An 18,335-nucleotide genomic window follows, 5' to 3' on the forward strand; every position below is an offset into this window, starting at 1 on the left:
CCAGTGGCCACTCCCCAGCTGCTGTGGGGGAAATACTTCCAGTACGACCGGGATGGGGAGTCTGTCCTCCTCGACCCGGTCACGCTGGAGAGTGTGCTTCTCGACTCCGGCGAGGTCTCTGACCTCGCCGGAGTCCCCCCGACCGCGACGCACTTAGCCCTCGCCGGGCTCGGCTTCACCCAGGACGGCCCCGCGGCCGACCGCCGTGAAGCACTCCACCGGCGCCTCCACACCCTGGGCATCGACCCGACGCCGCGCAGGATCAGCGGCCTGCGGGTGGTGCTCACCGACCGCTGCAACATGGCCTGCACGTACTGCTTCGTCGACACCAACACCGGCAAGCCGGACATGACGGAGCAGGAGCTCGCCGCCGGCCTTGAGTTCCTGTTCGAACAGAACGCCGGGCAGGAGGAGGTCTCGATCCAGTGGTTCGGCGGCGAGCCGACGATCCGCTTCGACCTCATGCAGTACGGCGATGAACTCGCCGACACCCTCGCGGCCCGCTACGGCGTCGAGCGTGTCCGGCGCACAGTCGTCACCAACGGCGCCCGCCTGACGGACGAGGCCCTCGACCACTTCGTACAGCGCGAGTACGGGGTGGGCATCTCCATCGACGGCCCTCCGGGGATCAACTCGGCGAACCGACTCCTCCTCGGCGGGCAGCCCGCCGACGACCGTATCCGCCGCAACGTCCGGCGCCTGGTCGAGGCGAAGGGCCTGCACGTCGGCTGCAACCTCACCCCGACGGCGTCGAACATCGGGCGCCTGGCCGAGAGCGTGCAGTGGATCATCGACGACCTCGGCCTCAAGTTCATCTACGTCAACACGCCCATCCCCACCGGGGGCGAGTGGCGGGTGAACGGCGCTGACCTGGCCCGGGAGCTCTACGAGGCCCGCCTGACCGCACTTGGGAAGGGCGGGATGCTGTTCTCCGTCCTTGACCGGGCCTTCCAGGCCCTCGATACCCGCCGGCCGATGCTGTTCGACCACATGCAGGGGGACCGCAGCCTCAACGCCGCCCTGCTGCCCGGCAACCGGGTCAGCGTGTGCGACATCAACTTCACCGAGCCCGAGTTCCTCCACACCCTCGACGATCTGCGTTCGGACCCCAGCCGCCTCACAAGGGCGACGAAGAAGGTCGCGCCGATCCCCGCGTGCGGCGACTGCCCGGCGCTGGCCATCTGCGGCGGCCCGTCGCGCAACGAGCAGGCGCTCATCGGTGGCAGCACCCCCGACCCGCAGATGTGCGCCTTCTACACCAGCACCGTGGCCATCGCGGTCTGGGACAACACGGGGGTGCAATGAGTACCCCCGTTCGTACGGCGCTGGTCTCGACGGCCGGCCACTGCGAGGTCGCGTGCAGCTTCTGCTTCCGGGCCGACCGAGCTCGCGGCTTCCTCACCACCGCGACGTACACGCGCGCCCTGTCGCGGCTGAAGGAGACCGGGGTCGAGGGCGTGTGCCTCACGGGCGGTGAGCCGACCCACCACCCGGACCTCCGGCAGCTCGTCCGCCTGGCCCTCCAGTTCGGCATGACGGTGTCCATGGTGACCTCGGCCCGCTCGGAGGCTGAGGTCACCGCCCTCGCGGAGGTCGGCCACCTCTTGACCAACGTGACCGTTTCCGCCGACTCGCAGGGCGCGATGACACTCGGCCGCACCACCCGGAGTGCGGCCTCGGCTGTCGCGACGCTGGACGCCGTCGATACCCCCTCGAAAGTCCTTCACCTCACCTACTGGGATGTGGACGGCGACGAAGCGGCGCAGCTCGCCGACCTCGTAGGGGGAACGGGGATCGACGTCCAGCTGAGTCCCGTCCTCCTCTCCGAAGCCGCCCTGCGCCGGGATAACCAGTCACTCCAGGACTCCCTGGTCCAGAGGGCGCGCGACACGGCGGCTCTCGACCAGTACTTCCGCCTGTCCAACGGATACCGCTCCTACCTCGACGACCTGCGGCAGCTACAGCTGTCCAAGGAGGAGAGCCACCCCTGCCGGTCGGCCACCCTCTACATGTCGGCTGACGGCGAGGTGCGGCACTGCCCCTACGGAACATCCGAGGTCAGTGTCCACGCCCCACGTACCGAGATCCGAGCCTTCCTCGACGCACCGGCCACGGACCGCGTCATACCCGACTGCGCCGCCATCTGCCGCCCCGCGTCCCGCGACTGCGCGGCGGCCTGACCTTGGGGGTCCACGTGCAACTGTCGGTCTCCGTCACCGATCCCGCCGACTTCAACAGCCACTGGAGGCAGCCGCCGAACTTCCGTATGCAGGTCCCGTTCGACTACCTGTTCCTACCGGCGATCGACATCCTCGACCACGTCCGCCGGGACGAGGAGGTGCGGTTCACGGTCCTCGGCGAGGATGACTGGAAGGTGCGCATGGACCGCACCGCCGCGTTCCGAACGGCCCCGGTCGAGGAGATCGCCACGTGGCCGTTCCGCCTGGTGCACTTCAACCTCGCCCGGTTCTACGGCGAGATCCTGGCCGGCTTCCAGGACGAGGTCATGGTGCCCTGGCGCACCTATCTGTCGTCGCAGGGATTCACGTGGCAGCGGTGCGCGCCCATCCTGTTCCTGTCCACCGAGGGGGCGGCCTCGACCTACCACAACGACAACTCGCACGGTCTGGTGTGGCAGGTCCAAGGGATCAAGACCTTCCACAGCTACCACAACCCCGACAAGCACCTGTCCCCCGAAGCCGCGGTCCTCGGTGAGACCACCGCTGAGGATCCCCCGCCCCACGACGAGGCGGCCCGGCAGTCGGTGACGATGCAGCCCGGCGACCAGCTGTGGAGCCACGCCCTGACCCCGCACTGGGTCACCACCGAATCGCCGCTCGCGCTCAGCGTCACCCTCTCCCACGGCGGTCTGTCCCGCCGCGGCCGACACGCCGACCGCGAGCTGGCCCTGCGCGACCACTGGGACAAGAACCCCGCCGAGGCGTGGACCCTCGACCTTGGCCACACCCGGTACTGAGCGAGCCCCCTGCCCCGCCGCCAGACAGGCGGTGGGGCAGAGGTGCGTCTACCCCTGACTCAGGGGGTGAGGCGGTTCGGCCCCCGGAACAGGAACGCGGCCTCGCGGATCGAGTCCAGGCCGAGCATGACCATCAGGATCCGGCCCAGGCCGGCGCCGAGGCCGCCGTGCGGCGGGCACCCGAACCGGAAGATGTTCATGTAGTCCTGCATCGGCTCGGTGTCCATGCTCTTCTCCTCGGCCTGCTTGAGCAGCACGTCGAAGCGGTGCTCACGCTGGGCCCCGGTGGTGATCTCCAGGCCCTTCCAGAGCAGGTCGAAGCTGAGCGTCAGGTCCGGCCGGTCCGCCGGACGCATGTGGTAGAAGGGCCGGATGCTCGCCGGGTAGTGCGTGATGAACACGAACTCGTGGCCCGTGAGCTCCTTCATGTGCGCGGCGATGGTGCGCTCACCTTCCGGGTCCAGGTCCTCCTTGACGCCTTCGGGGTCCCAGCCGCCGGCCCGCAGGATCTCCTGTGCCTCGGCCATCGTGATCCTGGGGAACGGAGCCTCCGGCACGACGACCTTGATCCCGAAGATCTCCTGGATCGCCTCACCGTGTACCTCCGCGACCTTCGTGATGGCGTGGGCGAGCATCCGCTCCTCGAACGCCATCACGTCCTCGACGTCGTCGATCCACGACAGCTCCACGTCCACACCCGTGAACTCGGTCGCGTGCCGCGAGGTGTACGACGGCTCGGCCCGGAAGACGGGACCGATCTCGAAGACCCGGTCGATGCCGGCGGCCACGGCCATCTGCTTGTAGAACTGCGGCGACTGCGCGAGGTAGGCCGACCGGTCGAAGTACCCGAGCTTGAACACCTCCGCGCCGGACTCCGAGGCAGTGCCCATCAGCTTCGGCGTGTGCATCTCCGTGCAGCCGTTCTGCATGGCGTACTCGCGCAGCCCCTGCTCCAGGGTCGTCTGCGCGGCGAACACCATCTGTGCGGTGGCCCGCTTGCGTACGTCGAGGAACCGCCAGTCGAGCCGGTGCTCGGGGCCGGTGTGCTCGTCGATCGGCAGCGGAGTCTCCGCCCGGTTCAGCACCTCGATCGTTTCGGGGACGATCTCCAGGCCACCCAGGTTGACCTGGGCCGCCTCTACGACGCGGCCGGTGATCCGGACGGCGGACTCAGGGGTAAGCGATTCAATGACGGCTTCGAGCGGGCCGCCGTCGCGCTTGTGGGTCACCTGGGCCATGCCGGAGTGGTCCCGCAGGATGACGAACTGCATCTTGCGTTGCAGCCGGAGTGCGTTCACCCAGCCGGAGACGGTGACGGTCTTGTCGAGGTGTGCGCGTAGGTCAGAAGCCAGTACGCGGCTAGTCGTGTGGATCATCGCAGCCCTCCAGGGGCGTCGTCATGATCCCTTGGAAGCGTGGGCGAGAAGGGTACTCGCGGTGCCACCACGCCTTTGCCACCGCCAGACAGCGGCGGCCTCATTCAGCCCGATGACGGGGGCAAACCGGCGGGGCATTGGGCCCGAGGGCCTTTTCTCCCCGCGCTCGGGAGGGTCTTCACCATGGGTGCGAGTCCGCCTTCACAGCTGCCGGCGGCTCTCTCTGCTCGCATGATCTGTGGTTACTCGTCTCCGTCGACGCGTTCCCCGAAACGATACTGACGCCGCACAGCCCCCGCAACGGAATCACCCGATGCGAGGACGTGTGATGCCTGATACCGGCGGCTTTCAAAAGCCGAACGCGAGCGGCAGCTGTTGGTGGCCGCGGGCCAGGGCTGTGGGTGGGGTGGGGCGGGTGGTGGTCAGGGTGAGGAGGGTGCGGAGGGCTGCGATCACCTCGGCCGGGGTGTCTCTGATCATCGACGGGGTGGCGCTGACCACCAGGATGCCGTGGGACTCCAGGCGGAGGCGGCGGTGGAGCGTGGCGTGCCAGGAGTCGCGCGTGTAGTGGTACTCCGCCGAGTCGATCTCCAGGGCCACGCCCTCGTCGGGCCAGTAGGCGTCCGGGCTTGCCAGGAACGTGCCGTCCGGGGTGTGGAGGCGGGCGTTCCACAGGGGCGTCGGGAGGTCCGTGGCCGAGAGGGTGTCGCGGGCCTGGGCCTCGGCGACCGAGCGGACTCCGGCGAGGAGTTCGGCTGCCGCCGCGCGGATCGCGGGGCGGGTCAGGAGGCGGGCGGCACGCAGTTCGGCGTGCAGGTCCTGCGGGTGGCACCAGCCCGACTGGACGACCTGGGCGAGGACCGAGCGGATCCGGTCCGCCGGCTCCTCGGTCCGGGCCGCGAAGTCGGCGGCCGCGCGCACCGGGCGGGTGCTCGGGATGCCGGAGACGGTGATGGTGCGGGGCCAGCGGGTGGTGGGGTACGGGCGGACGTCCGGGGCCCCGGCGAGCCGGCGCGGGGCGCGGATCAGGACGTCGGCCGGGGCGTACGGGGCTTCGCGGATCCCGAGCAGGGCGAGGGCCGCACCGCCGGTGAGGGCGGCGGTCTCGCCGGAGAGCGGGTCGGAGCCGGGCTCGGCGGCGTAGAGGACGGCGGCGAGGGCGCGTTGACGGTGGTCCGGGGGGCCGGTCTGGAGGAGGTAGACCCGGGGCAGCAGGCGCTGCCAGGGCCCGCCGGGGCAGGTGCGGGAGGTGATCGTGCCGGGTGGGACGCCTGCGGTGGTGGTGAGTTGGTGGCGCGTCGCCAGGTTGAGTTGGCGGCGGGCGGTGGTAGTGAGGGTGGGCGTGGGCGTGGGCGTGGGCGTGGGCGTGGGCGTGGGCGTGGGCGTGGGCGTGGGCGTGGGAGTGGGCGTGGGCGTGGGCGTGGGCGTGGGCGTGGGCGTGGGCGTGGGCGTGGGCGTGGGCGTGGGCGTGGGCGTGGGCGTGGGCGTGGGCGTGGGAGTGGGCGTGGGAGTGGGCGTGGGCGTGGGCGTGGGAGTGGGCGTGGGAGTGGGCGTGGGCGTGGGAGTGGTGCGGGTTTGGGTGGGGTGCGTGATGGGTGGGGGCTGGGTGGGCTCCTCGGGCCGAGTCGGCTCTGGGGCGGGGGCCCTGGCGGCCTTCGCGGACTCCGTGGCCGGGGTGGCCTGCGTGGTCCGGTTGGTGGGCGTGGGCTCAGGCGCCCAGGGGGTGGGCATGGCTTGCGTTGTCTGGGTTTCCGGCCTGGACCGGGCGGCCCGCCTGGCCTTCGCCCGGTGTGCCGTGTGCGTGGCTGTCGCCGCGTGGGCCGGGGGCAGCGCGTGCGTGGTGCCTGGGGTGCGTGTGGTGGGGTTCATGGCCGCGGTATGCCCCGCCCGAGTGGCTCGGACGCCCCGCGGGGCGATCTTTCGGAGCTGCCTTCAGGCGCTCGCGCGGCGTGTCCGGCGCCGTTCAGGAGCGCTTCCCCTGGCGAGGCCCAGCGCCCTCGTGGCAGACGAGTTCGGTCAGGCCGGAGGAACACTACCGATGGGGCGTGGGGGTTCCCCTTGCGTTCCCGGGTACGGCCGGTCGCTCGGCCCCGCCTGCCGGTCGGCCAGCCGGCGGGCATGAGGGGGCGTGCCCTCTCGGCGGTCGCCGTTCGGCTACGTGCCGTTCCCGGCGTTCGGGCCGTCGGGGCAAGGTCCGCGAGGGGGCGGCGACGGGGCTGGGCTGGGCTGGGCTGGGTGAGAAGACGATGGCGCCCGTCTCCGCTGCAGCGCAGGGCCCGGTGTGCGGCGGGGGCCAGGGCCGGGGTCCGGGAGGGCAGGCCGGGCTACGCCGCCCGGTTCGGGTGGTCCGGGGAGAGGAAGACGATGACGCCCGTCTCCGTGCCCGGCAGGGCCGCGACCTCGTGCCAGCCCAGGCGGCGGTACGTGGCCACCGTGTTCTTGGCCAGCCGGCTGGTCAGCAGCCAGGCGCGGCGGTCCGGGGCGTCGGTGGTGATCTCGGTGAGGAGGTCCCGGGCGGTGCCGCGGCCGCGCGCGTAGGGGCGTACCGCGAGTTCGTCTATCTCCAGCGCCCCGGTGAGGAGTTCCTTCACCCGGGCCGAGCCGAGCTGCGCCGCGACCTGGGCGTACGCGCGGTTCTTCGGGAAGGCCGCCGGGGTGATCCAGCCCGTGGCGAAGCCGTCGATGCCGGTGGCGGACTGGATGAAGGCGGTACGGAAACCACGGCGCCGGGCGTCGGCCGGGAGCCGGGTGGCGAACTGGCGAATGGTTTCTTCGTCTTCGTTCCACGGCGGGGCGGAGAAGACGTCGGCGTAGGCGTCGACCAGTTCGTCCGCAAGGTCGAGGACGGCCTGTCCGTAGCAGATCACGATGTCCTGGCTCCTGATGTGGGATGGGAAGGAGGGATGGGAGGGGTGGGAGGGGGCGAGGTGGTTTGCCCCTTTGGGTGGGAGATTGAATTTATGCCCATCCGGTTCCCTGAGCAGACATCGCGCGGATCCGGCGAGTGTGCGACAAATCCCCTCGGCGCGGTCCGTGTCGGGCGGCCGGGCGGCCGCGTTGAGCAGCACGTGGACAGACTGCTTCGGGCCGCCGGCGGGTGCGGGCTCGCGTTTCTGCTCGTGTTGGGCGTGGTGGCGGTGCTGCCGCGCGGTGTGCGGGACGCGGTGCCGGATCCGGTGATCGGCGGTGCCGTACTGGTGTTGGGTGCCGTGGGGGCCCGACGGGTGGTCAGGGGTTCGAGTTAGCCTCGGGGTGAGTAAGTGTGCGCGTATGAACCGATGAACCGATGAGGTGAGGGAGTTGGACAGCATGGCACGGGTTCCGAGTTCTGTGGTGGCGGCCGCCGGTCTGGTCGGCGGTTACGCCGTCGCGCGGTGGACCAAGAAGCGGCCCCTCGGCGGTGTCGTGCTCGGCGCCGCGGGGGTCGTGGCCGGGCGGGAGTGGCACAAGCGCGGCGGTGTCCCCGCCGCGGCCGGGCTCGGGGCGCTGTACCTCGCCGGGTTCGCCGGTGCGCACCCGCTGGCGAAGAAGGTCGGCGCCTGGCCGGCGGTCATCGGCGCCGCGGGTGTCGTGGCCGCCGCGTCCTGGGCCGTCGCCGACCGGGGCTGACCGCCTCGGGTCCCGGGGCCGGCCCCGGCCCGCGTACCCTGCACCCGGCTCTGAGGGGAAAAAGCAGCGGGCTCCTGCGCGGCCTCTCGGGCAGGATGAGGGCTCCAATCGGCTGGGGGCCCTCACGTGAGTTACGAATTGCAGGCGGTCATCGCCGGAGACGCGCTGCTTCGTGCTGCGGCCCGGGAGGTTCCGGGAGCACGGGTGGCGCCTCTCCGCCAGGGCCTGGCGCTGATGCCGGCCACGGGCAAGGTCTTCGACGCCGTAGCGGACGACGGCAGCGAGGTCGGGGCTCTGGGGTTCTGGCGTCTGTCGGGAGGCTTCGAGAAGCTTCTCGCCCAGTGGTCCGCCACAGGCCCGGTCGCCTATGTGGAGGCCGAGTACTTCGGCGGGATCGGCGAGCAACGAGCGGCCGTCTGGGCCGATGGGGCCCTGGCGCTGGGACCGCTGGACGAGTCGACCGAGCCGACCCAGGGGCAGATCTCCCGAGCGGTCAGCCCCATCTCCCAGGCCCTGCGACGGCTGGGTGCGAGGAGCAGCCCGGGCAAGGACGAATTCGGCGCCGTGGGGCTGGACCGGCATCGATACAGCGACGAATGGATCGCTTGAGAAGCGCCTGAGAAGCGCCTTTCGCAATCCCGTATGCCGGACCGGTTCCCGGGACCCCCACCCCCCTACGCCCCGAAGGCCCGCGACACGGTGTAGATCAGGAGGCCCGCCAGCGCGCCGACCACCGTGCCGTTGATGCGGATGAACTGGAGGTCGCGGCCGATGTGGGCCTCGATCTTGCGCGAGGTGTGCTCCGCGTCCCAGCCCGCCACCGTGTCCGTGATGAGGGAGGTGATCTCCGCGCGGTACGTGGTGACCACGTAGACCACCGCGCCCTCGATCCATCCCTCCACCTTGTCCTGGAGGCGGCCGTCCGTGGCCAGTCTGGCGCCCAGGGACATCAGTGAGGAACGGACCCGCAGGCGCAGCGCGCTCCGCTCGTCCTCCGCCGCCGAGATGATCATCGAGCGGACCGCCGTCCAGGTGGAGGCGATCACGTCCTGGATCTCTTCGCGCTGCAAGATCTCCGACTTCAGGCGCTCCACCCGGGCCCGCGTCTCCGTGTCCGACTGGAGGTCCGCCGCGAAGTCCGCGAGGAAGCGGTCCACCGCCCCGCGCGCCGGGTGCTCCGGCATGTCCCGCATCTCCTGGACGAAGCGGAGCAGTTCCTTGTAGACGCGGTCGCCGATCTTGCGGTCCACGAACCTCGGGGTCCAGCCGGGCGCCCCGCCCTGCACCGCCGCCTCCACCGACTCGGCGTGGGTGACCAGCCAGTCGTGCGCCCGCGCGCACACCAGGTCCACGACCCGGCGGTGGCCGCCGTCCGCGACGACCTTCTCCAGCGTCTTGCCGATCCCCGGCGCGATCTCCGCCGTCTCGGCCCGCCGCGTGATCGCCTCGCCCACGACGGCCTGCACGTCGGAGTCCCGCAGGACCGTCAGCGCCCCGCGCAGTGCGGTCGCCAGCTCCGCCGTGACCCGGTCGGCGTGCGCGGGCTCGGCCAGCCAGGCGCCGAGCCGGCCGCCGATGCCCAGCGCGTGCAGCCTCGTGCGCACCACGTCGGCGGAGAGGAAGTTCTCCCCGACGAACTCCCCGAGCGAGACGCCGAGCTGGTCCTTCTTCGTCGGGATGATCGCGGTGTGCGGGATGGGCAGTCCGAGCGGCCGCCGGAACAGGGCGGTGACGGCGAACCAGTCCGCGAGCGCGCCGACCATGCCCGCCTCGGCCCCGGCCGCGACGTACCCGGCCCAGCCGCCCGCGCCCGCGTGCTCCGCCCACTTCGCCGCTACGTAGATCAGCGCGACCAGGACCAGCAGGCCGGTGGCGGTCCGCTTCATCCGGCGCACGCCGCGCCGGCGCTCCTCATCCGCCTCGCTGAACACGAAGCCGCCCCGTGCCGCAGCCCCGGTCGATGACGTCGTCGAAGAGGACGATGCCGATGATGACGACGACTCAGCCTCCGCCGTTGCCGTCGTGCTGCCCTGCTCCACGTGCTCCTGCCTTCCCCCGGGCGACGATTTCGTCCGCAAAGCGTCCGACTTCATAGCATCCGACTCCCGGGGCGCCCGGGGAGTTCCCGGCGCGCCGTACTGATCCTCCCGGCTGCGGAGCGCGGGCCCTTCACGGGCTCCCTCCTTACAGCTCCTTGCAGCTCCTTACAGCTCCTTGCGCGGCTTCTGCTTCGAGACCGCCCGCTGCTTCGGCGGTTTCACCTTCACCTCGACCCCGCCCCAGAAGGCAAGGCCCGTCACGACCGCCCTCGGAGCCCCCGGCTCCACCGGGCCGGGGCTGTCCGTCTGGTCGAAGCCGCCCATCACGCCGATGCCGCGTACGTCGAGCTCGACGCCCGGCGGCACGATGATCTGGATGCCGCCCATGACGGCGACACAGTTGATCACCACCTCCCGCTCCGCGAAGTTCGCCTCGCGCAGGTCGAGCTCGCCTCCGCCCCAGAACGCCACGGCGTGGAAACGGGCGGGCACGGTCCAGTTGCCCTTGCGCTGGAAGCCCGACATGACCGCCACGGCCATCGCCGGGCCGCCCGCCATCCCTCCGCCGCCCACGATCCGGGCGGGCCAGTCGGCCTGCGAACCCGCCGGCACCGCCTTCGTCAGCCCGACCGGAGCCACCGGGGCGGCCGCGATCGGGGCCGTCGCACCGAGCGCGGGCAGATCCCGCGTCAGCGGTTCGAGCTCCGCGTACGTGCGGGACCGGTAGGCCGCGTCCAGGCGCTCCTCGAACTCGTCCATGTCGAGCCGGCCCTCGGCGACGGCGTCCCGCAGCCGGTCCACCACCCGCTCCCGGTCGGCGTCCGAAGCCCGCAGCTCCGGCAGCGGCGCCGGCGAGGGCAATGGCGAGGGCGACGGCCCTCCGGGCAGCGCCGGCTCCGGCAGCGACCCCTCGGACCGCGACTTCTCGGGCACCGGCTTCTCAGGCCGCTCGTCACTCATGAAGACCAGCCTATGCAGTCACCCCGACGAGCGGTACGGCCCCGAACCCCGCTCCGGCTCAGGGTTGTCCCTGATTTATCCCCGCTCTACCTCCGCCCCGCTCTACCTCCGCCCCGCTCTACCCCCGCCCCGCGTACATCCGCGCGATCACGTCCTCGATGTCCGGCTCCCGCACCGACAGGTCCAGCAGCGGATACTCCGCCGCCACCGCCGCCACCAGCGGAGCCGCCGAGGCCCGCGCCGGGAACGCCAGCCACTGCCGCGCGCCCTCCACCTTCACCACCCGCGCCCCCGCCACCTCGATCGGCGGGAGCTCCCGCTCCAGGTCCACCACCAGCGTCCGCTCGCTCACCACCGCACCGTCCGCGCCGCCCGCCGTGTGCAGCCCGCCCAGCGAGCCGTCGTACACCAGCCGCCCGTGGTCGATCACCATCACCCGCTCGCACAGCTGCTCGATGTCCTGGAGATCGTGCGTGGTCAGCAGCACCGTCGTACCGAGCTCCTCGTTCAGCTGCCGCAGGAAGCCCCGTACGCTCGCCTTGCTCACCACGTCCAGCCCGATCGTCGGCTCGTCCAGGTACAGCACGTCGGGGTCGTGCAGCAGCGCCGCCGCGATGTCCCCGCGCATCCGCTGCCCCAGCGACAACTGCCGTACGGGTACGTCAAGCAGCTCGGCGAGGTCGAGCCGGTCCACGCAGCGCTCCATGTTCTGCGCGAACCGCGCCGGCGGGATCCGGTACATCCGCCGCATCAGCGCGTACGAGTCCTTCAGCGGCAGGTCCCACCACAGCGTCGTGCGCTGCCCGAACACCACGCCGATCCGGTGCGCGAGGCGCAGCCGCTCCCGCGCCGGATCGATGCCGGCGACCCGCAGCCGGCCGCCGCTCGGCGTGAGGATGCCGGTCAGCATCTTGATGGTGGTCGACTTGCCGGCGCCGTTGGGCCCGATGTAGCCGACCATCTCGCCCCGCCTCACCTCGAAGCTGATCCCGTCCACGGCCCTGACCTGCCGCTTCTCCCGGCGCACCAGGCCCACCCTGCGGCGTACGTCGAAGACCTTCTCGACCTCGTGCAGTGAAATCAGCGCTTCCGGATCCGGCATGGCTAGCTCCCCGTGCTGCGGTACGAACGGACCCCGGCGCGCCAGGCCAGCGACGCGGGGAGGAACACCACGAAGGCCACGAGCGGGCTCGCGTACGACACCCACCCCGGCAGCCCCAGCGGATCGGGCCGGCCCAGCACGTACAGGGCGGGCAGCCAGTTGACGAAGGCGAGCGGCACGATGAAGGTCACCCCGCGCAGCAGATCCTTCGCGAAGACGGTCGGCGGGTACTGGAGCATGGTGCAGCCGCCGTAGGTGAAGCTATTCTGCACCTCCGCCGCGTCCCCGGCGAGGAACTGGAAGGCCGCCCCGGCCACCATCACCGCGCCGAAGATCGCCGCCCCGGCCGTGATCATCACGGGCACCATCAGCACCTTCCCGACCGTCCAGTGCAGCTGGTCCAGCTCCGAGACGGCCCACCCCAGCACCGCGAGCCCCTGCACGATCCGCCCCAGCCGGCGCAGCGCGAAGCGGTCGGCCGCCACCTGGGCGAGCACCGGGACCGGGCGGACCAGCATGGTGTCGAGGGAGCCGTCGCGGACCCGGGCGCCGATCCGGTCGGTGTTGCCGAGCAGCAGGTCGGCCAGGCCCAGGGAGGCCGAGCAGGACCCGTACAGCAGGGCGATCTCGGGCAGCGTGAAGCCGCCCAGCTCGTCCACGTGCGAAAACATGATCGTGATCGCGACGAAGTCGAGGAGGGTGATGGCCGCGTTGCCGAAGGTCGAGAGGAAGAAGGACGTGCGGTACGTCATCGTCGACCGGATCCACATCGCGGCGATCAGGCCGTAACCGCGCAGCCCTTCCAGGACCCGGCTGCGCTGCGGGACGAGCAGTTCCGGCGCCGCCGCCACCTCGGCCGACGCGGTCACCTCAGCCGACGCGGTCACCTCAGCCGACGCGGTCACCCCGGCCCCGCCCTCCACGACCCGCTCAGCCACCCTGGACCACCACCTTCCGCGTCGCCGCCGACTGCACCAGCCGCCCCAGCCCGAGCAGCACCACCGCCCACGCGGCCTGGAACCCCAGCGCCCCCGCCGTACCCGCGGCTCCCGTACCCGCGCCCCCCGAACCCCCGCCGAGCAGCACGTCCACCGGCACCTGGAGCATCGCCGCCCACGGCAGGAGGCGGACGAACTCCCCGAAGCCGCCCGGGAACACGGTCAGCGGCAGCAGCATCCCGGAGAAGAAGATGGAGACGACGGTGGCCATCATGTTGATCCCGGCCCCGTCCATCAGCCAGAAGGCCGCCAGCCCCAGCAGGTAGCGCAGCGCGAAGCTCACCACCAGCCCGAGGAACACGGAGACCAGGAACAGCAGCCAGCGCAGCGGAGCGGTGGGCAGCGCCAGTTGGAAGGCGAGCGCGCCGACCACCAGCGGCGCCACGCCGCGGCCCAGGAGTTGGAACACCGCCCGGCCCAGGTCACCCGCGAGCCACCACGCCTGGAGATCGGCCGGACGGTACAGGTCGACGGCGATGTCACCCGTACGGACGCGTTCTTGGAACTCCTCCTGGAAGCCACCGCCGATCAGCGCCCCCGCGGACAGCAGCGCCTGACTGACCCACATGAACGTGAGGGCCTCGGCCTGGTCGTAGCCGCCGAGCCCGGGCCGCTCGTCCCAGAGCGCGATGTACGTGTAGGCCAGGATGAAGCCGAACACGGTGTTCGTGAACACCCCGGCCGCGGTGGCCGTTCCGTAGGTCGCGTACCTGCGAAAGCCCCCGGCGGCGACCGCCCCGTAGAGCCCGGCTCGCCGGGCCATCGGCTCGCGCACCACATCCCCTCCGTTTCCCGGATCGTTGCTGCGTCGTTCCTAGGTCGGCCAAAGCGCGCGAGCTTAGTGCGGAGGGGCGATCCACGCGAACGAATTACGCCCGTCCGGAGCGGAACCGGCGGCCATCGGGTAGACAGCATGAGGTACAGATGTGGATATTTCGTACGGCGCCGAGGAGTCCCGGAGATGAGCGACCCGTCACCACCGCCCGGATGGACGCCTCGCGATCCCGACACCCCCGACGGGCAGCGGGCCCCCGGCCCCGACGCGCCCCCGCAACCCGGAGCTCCCCCCACGGCCAAGGACGCGAAGAGAGCGGAGAAGGAGCGGGCCAAGGCGGCGAAGAAGGCCAAGCGCAAGCGCACCGGCTGGCGCCGCCTCCTCCCGACCTGGCGCATGGTCCTGGGCGCGTGCCTGCTGCTCGCCCTGCTCATCGGCGGCGCCCTCGTGGCCGGCTACCTGCTGGTCCACATCCCGCCCGCCAACGCGGCCGCCACGGCACAGTCCAACGTCTACCTCTACACCGACGGCACCCAGCTCGCCCGCGACGGCGAGGTCAACCGCGTCAACGTGCAGCTCTCCCAGATCCCCCTGACCGTCCAGGAGGCCGTACTGGCCGCCGAGGACCGCGACTTCCACTCCGAACGCGCCGTGGACCCCGCCGCGATGCTGCGCGCCGCCTGGAACACCGCGACCGGCAAGGGCACCCAGTCCGGATCGACCATCACCCAGCAGTACGTCAAGAACTACTACCTGGGCCAGGAACAGACGATCAAGCGGAAGGTGAAGGAGTTCTTCATCGCGATCAAGCTCGGTCGTGAGAAGTCGAAGAACTACATCCTCGAGGGATACCTGAACACCAGCTACTTCGGCCGCAACGCCTACGGCATCCAGGCCGCCGCCCAGGCCTACTACGGCAAGGACGTCGGCAAGCTCACCACCGCCGAGGGCGCCTACCTCGCCACCCTCCTCAACTCCCCCAGCGCCTTCGACGTCGTCGCCCACCCCCAGGGCCGCGGCCGCGCCCTCGCCCGCTGGAACTACGTACTCGACGGCATGGTCAAGAAGGGCTGGATGACCCCCGCCGAACGCGCGGCCACCCAGTTCCCCGAGCCCGGCAAGGTCCGCCCGGCCGCCGGCCTCTCAGGACAGCGCGGCTACCTCGTCGAGGCCATCAAGGACTACATCGCCCAGAACAAGATCCTCGACGACAAGACCCTCGCCGAGGGCGGCTACCGCATCACCACGACCATCGACAAGACCCGCCAGACCGCCATCGTCGACGCCGTCAACGACAAGATGGTCAGCAAGCTCGACCCCAAGACGCGCAAGGCGGACCGCGTCGTACGCACCGGAGCCGTCTCCATCGACCCGGCCACCGGCAAGGTCGTCGCCATGTACGGCGGCATCGACTACACCAAGCAGTACGTCAACAACGCCACCCGGCACGACTACCAAGTGGCCTCCACCTTCAAGCCGTTCGTCTTCGCCTCCGCCGTGCAGAACGACTCGCGCACCCAGGACGGCCGCACGATCACCCCGTTCACGATCTACAACGGCGACAACAAGCGACGCGTCGTCGGCAGCCGCATCCCCTACGCCCCGGAGAACGAGGGGCAGCTCAGCTACGGCAACATCACCGTCAACACCGCCACCGACCTTTCCGTCAACTCCGTCTTCGCCCAGATGGTCGTCGACGTCGGCACCGACAAGGTCAAGCAGACCGCCATCGCCCTCGGCATCCCCGAGAACACCCCGAACTTCGACGCGGGACCGGCCATGGCGCTCGGCACCATGCAAGCCAGCGTCCTGGACATGACCCAGGCCTACGCGACCCTCGCCGCCCACGGCCGCCACACCCCGCACACCTTCGTCGAGAAGATCACCAAGGCCGGGGACACCATCCCGCTCCCGCCGCGCGACCCGGCCCAGGCCGTCAGCCGCGAAGCCGCCGACACCACCACGTCCATGCTGGTCAGCGTCGTGGACAACGGCACCGGTACGGCCGCCCTGGCCGCCGGCCACCCGGCCGCCGGCAAGACCGGCACCGGCGAACTGGACCGCTCGGCCTGGTTCGCGGCGTACACCCCGAACCTGGTCACCGTCGTCTCGATGATGGGCCAGGACCCCGACACCGGCTCCCTGGAATCCCTCTACGGAGCCCTGGGCGAGGCCCGCATCGGCGGCGGCGGCTACCCGGCCCGGATCTGGGCCCAGTACACGAAGACGGCCCTGGCGGACACCGACCCCGTCGACTTCGACCTGGAGCTCATGCCGGGCGCCAACCAGCCCCCGCCGCCCCCGCCCGTGAACCAGGACCCGACCCCCTCCCCGGAGGAAACCCCGGGCGACCGCCCCTCGAACCGGCCCGGCCGCCCGACCCGGAGCCCGTCCACGGGCGGACAGACGAACGGGGGCCAGACGACGGGCGGGCAGACCAACGGAGGCCAGAACACGGGCGGCCAGACGGACGGGGGTCAGACCACCGGCGGCCAGACGGACGGCGGCCAGACCACCGGAGGTCAAACGGACGGCGGCCAGACCGACGGCGGCACCACGAACGGCACCACCACGGGCACCCAAGGCGGCACCACCGAGGGCCTACGCCCACCGGCGGACCTACTGGAGTAACCCAGTGAACCGGTGACTCAGTGACCGGAGGTCGCCTTCAGCCCGACGACGGCGGCCAGCAGCAGACAGATGAAGAAGATCCGGGCGGCGGTGACGGGCTCCCCCATGGCGACCATCCCGACCACCGCCGCACCGGCCGCGCCGATGCCGACCCACACGCCGTACGCCGTACCGATCGGCAGGGTCTTGACCGCGATCGACAGCAGCACCATGCTCGCCACGATGCCGGCGCCCGTGAACACGCTCGGCCAGAGCCGGGTGAATCCGTCGGTGAACTTCATGCCGATCGACCAAGCGACTTCGATCAGACCAGCGACGATGAGCAGAACCCAGGCCATGACAGGCACCTCCGGGACGAGAGCGGAACGGGGTGCGTCGTCTTGTCATGCAGCCACTGGCCACTGGCCAAGGGCGACCCGGTACGGCGCGTCTCGTCGGGGGTTCCCCACCACCGTAGCAAAACCGAACGAAAAGGGCCGGTGACGATGGTCACCGGCCCTTTTCACACTCTGCTCGGGGGCTGCTCGGGGGCTAAAGGTAGAGCCCCGTGGAGTCCTCGGACCCCTCCAGCCGCTCGGCGGCCACGGCGTGCAGGTCCCGCTCCCGCATCAGCAGGTACGTGGCCCCGCGCACCTCCACCTCGGCCCGCTCCTCGGGGTCGTACAGCACCCGGTCCCCCGGCTCGACGGTCCGTACGTTCTGCCCGACCGCGACCACCTCGGCCCAGGCCAGCCGCTTGCCCACCGCGGCCGTCGCAGGAATCAGGATGCCGCCGCCCGAGCGGCGCTCACCCTCCGGCGAATCGGATTTCACGAGCACGCGGTCGTGCAGCATGCGGATGGGCAGCTTGTCGTGGGTAGTGGTGTTCTCGCTCACGGCCCGAACCTACCCGCCCACACCCGCCCCGCACCCCACAGGGTCATCAGCGCTTTCGTCGCGCCGACACCACCAGCAGGCCCACGACACCCACCACGAGCAGCGCGACCGGCACGATCCGCTCGATGCGCGGGGCGCCGTCGTCGTGGCGCAGCGCGTCACCGGCATCGGTGACGAGGCGGTTCACCGTCGCCACCGCACGGCCGACGACGTGGTCGATGTTGCCGACCACCTTCGCCTTGGCGTCCCCGACGATCGTCTTGGGGTGCAGGCGCACCCCGATCTCGTCGAGCGCCTCGGCGAGCTGCTCGCGGCGGCGGACGATGTCCGCCTCGATCTGTGCGGGGGTCCTGGCTTCCGGCACCGCGCTGCCTCCGTCGTCGTGGTCGGTCCCTCGGCGGGTGTAGCCCACCATGAACAGTCTGTCAGCAGCTTAGTCTCGACACCGTACCGATCCCCTCTTGAGGAGACTGTTGAGAATGAGCGAGCGACTTGAGCCGGGCGACATCGCCCCCGCCTTCACCCTGCCCGACGCGGACGGCAACGAGATCTCGCTCGCCGACCACAAGGGCCGCAAAGTCATCGTGTACTTCTACCCGACCGCCCTGACGCCGGGCTGCACCAAGCAGGCCTGCGACTTCACGGACAACCTGGCCGTCCTGGCCACGGCCGGCTACGACGTCATCGGCGTCTCCCCGGACAAGCCGGAGAAGCTGGCGAAGTTCCGCGAGCAGGAGCACCTGAAGGTCACCCTGGTCAGCGACCCCTCGAAGGAGGTCCTGACGGCATACGGGGCGTTCGGCGAGAAGAAGCTGTACGGCAAGACCGTCACCGGGGTCATCCGCTCCACGGTGATCGTCGACGAGGAGGGCAAGGTCGAACGCGCCCTCTACAACGTCAAGGCCACGGGCCACGTAGCCAAGATCATCAAGGACCTGGGCATCTGATTCCCGCCCCTCCCTCCGGAACGGCCCGCACTCGACAAACGGTGC

General features: G+C 70.9%; 18 protein-coding genes and 1 riboswitch. Of the genes, 7 read left to right on the forward strand and 11 right to left on the reverse strand.

Going from position 1 to position 18,335, the window contains the following annotated elements; all coding sequences use genetic code 11:
• The first annotated feature begins 3 nt into the window (after window positions 1-3).
• From ACODT5_RS32305 to ACODT5_RS32315, 3 genes are read left to right on the forward strand one after another with little or no spacing between them, the layout of a single operon-like run.
• A complete protein-coding gene (locus ACODT5_RS32305) occupies window positions 4-1,305 on the forward strand; it encodes a radical SAM protein (RefSeq protein ID WP_422522662.1) in 1,302 nt (433 codons plus the stop codon).
• The gene (locus tag ACODT5_RS32310) at window positions 1,302-2,180 is read left to right on the forward strand and encodes a radical SAM protein (protein WP_422522663.1); all 879 of its coding nucleotides are present in this window, start codon (window positions 1,302-1,304) and stop codon (window positions 2,178-2,180) included. Before ACODT5_RS32305 ends, ACODT5_RS32310 begins: the two co-directional genes overlap by 4 nt.
• A gap of 14 nt (window positions 2,181-2,194) precedes the next feature.
• Entirely contained in the window at window positions 2,195-2,977 is a 783-nt protein-coding gene (locus ACODT5_RS32315) for a hypothetical protein (RefSeq protein ID WP_422522664.1), read from the forward strand.
• Window positions 2,978-3,036: 59 nt separating this feature from the next.
• On the opposite strand, the gene aspS is transcribed toward ACODT5_RS32315, so the two are convergent.
• The 3 genes from aspS to ACODT5_RS32330 form a co-directional block, all read right to left on the reverse strand.
• Window positions 3,037-4,353 carry an aspartate--tRNA(Asn) ligase gene (aspS, locus tag ACODT5_RS32320; RefSeq protein WP_422522665.1) on the reverse strand — a complete coding sequence of 439 codons (1,317 nt, stop codon included), beginning with the start codon at window positions 4,351-4,353 and terminating at the stop codon, window positions 3,037-3,039.
• Between the two features lie 348 nt (window positions 4,354-4,701).
• Window positions 4,702-6,084, reverse strand: coding sequence for a hypothetical protein (locus tag ACODT5_RS32325; protein ID WP_422522666.1), 1,383 nt, complete (start codon window positions 6,082-6,084; stop codon window positions 4,702-4,704).
• Between the two features lie 593 nt (window positions 6,085-6,677).
• Window positions 6,678-7,220: a GNAT family N-acetyltransferase gene (locus ACODT5_RS32330; protein ID WP_327252928.1), complete on the reverse strand. Its 543-nt coding sequence runs from the start codon at window positions 7,218-7,220 to the stop codon at window positions 6,678-6,680.
• Between the two features lie 442 nt (window positions 7,221-7,662).
• On the opposite strand from ACODT5_RS32330, the gene ACODT5_RS32335 reads away from it, so the two are divergent.
• Both ACODT5_RS32335 and ACODT5_RS32340 read left to right on the forward strand, forming a co-directional pair.
• Window positions 7,663-7,962: a hypothetical protein gene (locus ACODT5_RS32335; protein ID WP_243337221.1), complete on the forward strand. Its 300-nt coding sequence runs from the start codon at window positions 7,663-7,665 to the stop codon at window positions 7,960-7,962.
• A 126-nt stretch (window positions 7,963-8,088) separates the two neighbouring features.
• Complete coding sequence (locus ACODT5_RS32340) at window positions 8,089-8,571, forward strand: hypothetical protein (RefSeq protein ID WP_422522667.1); 483 nt, start codon at window positions 8,089-8,091, stop codon at window positions 8,569-8,571.
• A gap of 65 nt (window positions 8,572-8,636) precedes the next feature.
• Here ACODT5_RS32340 and ACODT5_RS32345 read toward each other — a convergent pair whose 3' ends face one another.
• The 5 genes from ACODT5_RS32345 to ACODT5_RS32365 form a co-directional block, all read right to left on the reverse strand.
• A complete protein-coding gene (locus ACODT5_RS32345; RefSeq protein WP_422522668.1) occupies window positions 8,637-9,893 on the reverse strand; it encodes a DUF445 domain-containing protein in 1,257 nt (418 codons plus the stop codon).
• A 273-nt stretch (window positions 9,894-10,166) separates the two neighbouring features.
• Complete coding sequence (locus ACODT5_RS32350; protein WP_422522669.1) at window positions 10,167-10,961, reverse strand: DUF1707 SHOCT-like domain-containing protein; 795 nt, start codon at window positions 10,959-10,961, stop codon at window positions 10,167-10,169.
• A gap of 118 nt (window positions 10,962-11,079) precedes the next feature.
• On the reverse strand, window positions 11,080-12,063 hold the full coding sequence (locus ACODT5_RS32355) for an ABC transporter ATP-binding protein (RefSeq protein WP_422522670.1): 984 nt from the start codon (window positions 12,061-12,063) through the stop codon (window positions 11,080-11,082).
• A 2-nt stretch (window positions 12,064-12,065) separates the two neighbouring features.
• On the reverse strand, window positions 12,066-12,932 hold the full coding sequence (locus ACODT5_RS32360) for an ABC transporter permease (protein WP_422525108.1): 867 nt from the start codon (window positions 12,930-12,932) through the stop codon (window positions 12,066-12,068).
• Between the two features lie 61 nt (window positions 12,933-12,993).
• Window positions 12,994-13,824, reverse strand: a complete 831-nt coding sequence (locus ACODT5_RS32365) for an ABC transporter permease (protein WP_422525109.1) — start codon at window positions 13,822-13,824, stop codon at window positions 12,994-12,996.
• Window positions 13,825-14,022: 198 nt separating this feature from the next.
• Between ACODT5_RS32365 and ACODT5_RS32370 the strand changes: the two genes are divergently transcribed.
• Window positions 14,023-16,467 (forward strand): transglycosylase domain-containing protein, encoded by a 2,445-nt coding sequence (locus ACODT5_RS32370; protein WP_422522671.1) that lies wholly within the window; start codon window positions 14,023-14,025, stop codon window positions 16,465-16,467.
• A 17-nt stretch (window positions 16,468-16,484) separates the two neighbouring features.
• Here the strand turns inward: ACODT5_RS32370 and ACODT5_RS32375 are convergent, their stop codons facing one another.
• The 3 genes from ACODT5_RS32375 to ACODT5_RS32385 all read right to left on the reverse strand — a co-directional run bounded on the left by ACODT5_RS32375 (window position 16,485) and on the right by ACODT5_RS32385 (window position 17,758).
• A complete protein-coding gene (locus ACODT5_RS32375) occupies window positions 16,485-16,805 on the reverse strand; it encodes a DMT family transporter (protein ID WP_327306528.1) in 321 nt (106 codons plus the stop codon).
• A 31-nt stretch (window positions 16,806-16,836) separates the two neighbouring features.
• A riboswitch (guanidine-III (ykkC-III) riboswitch) is annotated at window positions 16,837-16,930 on the reverse strand.
• Between the two features lie 68 nt (window positions 16,931-16,998).
• On the reverse strand, window positions 16,999-17,343 hold the full coding sequence (locus tag ACODT5_RS32380) for a GroES family chaperonin (RefSeq protein WP_243337241.1): 345 nt from the start codon (window positions 17,341-17,343) through the stop codon (window positions 16,999-17,001).
• Window positions 17,344-17,389: 46 nt separating this feature from the next.
• Window positions 17,390-17,758 carry a DUF3618 domain-containing protein gene (locus tag ACODT5_RS32385; RefSeq protein WP_422522672.1) on the reverse strand — a complete coding sequence of 123 codons (369 nt, stop codon included), beginning with the start codon at window positions 17,756-17,758 and terminating at the stop codon, window positions 17,390-17,392.
• A 64-nt stretch (window positions 17,759-17,822) separates the two neighbouring features.
• Here ACODT5_RS32385 and bcp point away from each other — a divergent pair, with 64 nt between their 5' ends.
• The gene (gene bcp, locus ACODT5_RS32390; protein ID WP_422522673.1) at window positions 17,823-18,290 is read left to right on the forward strand and encodes a thioredoxin-dependent thiol peroxidase; all 468 of its coding nucleotides are present in this window, start codon (window positions 17,823-17,825) and stop codon (window positions 18,288-18,290) included.
• The last annotated feature ends 45 nt before the right edge of the window (window positions 18,291-18,335 follow it).

It is taken from the genome of Streptomyces tatrensis (assembly GCF_049310065.1).
GTDB lineage: Bacteria > Actinomycetota > Actinomycetes > Streptomycetales > Streptomycetaceae > Streptomyces.

What these genes read in the sequence shown, in the direction of transcription:
- ACODT5_RS32365 (WP_422525109.1), bottom strand. Translation starts at nt 13,824, where the DNA reads ATGGCCCGGCGAGCCGGGCTCTACGGGGCGGTCGCCGCCGGGGGCTTT.
- bcp (WP_422522673.1), top strand. Translation starts at nt 17,823, where the DNA reads ATGAGCGAGCGACTTGAGCCGGGCGACATCGCCCCCGCCTTCACCCTG.
- ACODT5_RS32355 (WP_422522670.1), bottom strand. Translation starts at nt 12,063, where the DNA reads ATGCCGGATCCGGAAGCGCTGATTTCACTGCACGAGGTCGAGAAGGTC.
- aspS (WP_422522665.1), bottom strand. Translation starts at nt 4,353, where the DNA reads ATGATCCACACGACTAGCCGCGTACTGGCTTCTGACCTACGCGCACAC.
- ACODT5_RS32335 (WP_243337221.1), top strand. Translation starts at nt 7,663, where the DNA reads ATGGCACGGGTTCCGAGTTCTGTGGTGGCGGCCGCCGGTCTGGTCGGC.
- ACODT5_RS32325 (WP_422522666.1), bottom strand. Translation starts at nt 6,084, where the DNA reads ATGCCCACCCCCTGGGCGCCTGAGCCCACGCCCACCAACCGGACCACG.
- ACODT5_RS32370 (WP_422522671.1), top strand. Translation starts at nt 14,023, where the DNA reads ATGAGCGACCCGTCACCACCGCCCGGATGGACGCCTCGCGATCCCGAC.
- ACODT5_RS32375 (WP_327306528.1), bottom strand. Translation starts at nt 16,805, where the DNA reads ATGGCCTGGGTTCTGCTCATCGTCGCTGGTCTGATCGAAGTCGCTTGG.
- ACODT5_RS32310 (WP_422522663.1), top strand. Translation starts at nt 1,302, where the DNA reads ATGAGTACCCCCGTTCGTACGGCGCTGGTCTCGACGGCCGGCCACTGC.
- ACODT5_RS32385 (WP_422522672.1), bottom strand. Translation starts at nt 17,758, where the DNA reads ATGGTGGGCTACACCCGCCGAGGGACCGACCACGACGACGGAGGCAGC.
- ACODT5_RS32350 (WP_422522669.1), bottom strand. Translation starts at nt 10,961, where the DNA reads ATGAGTGACGAGCGGCCTGAGAAGCCGGTGCCCGAGAAGTCGCGGTCC.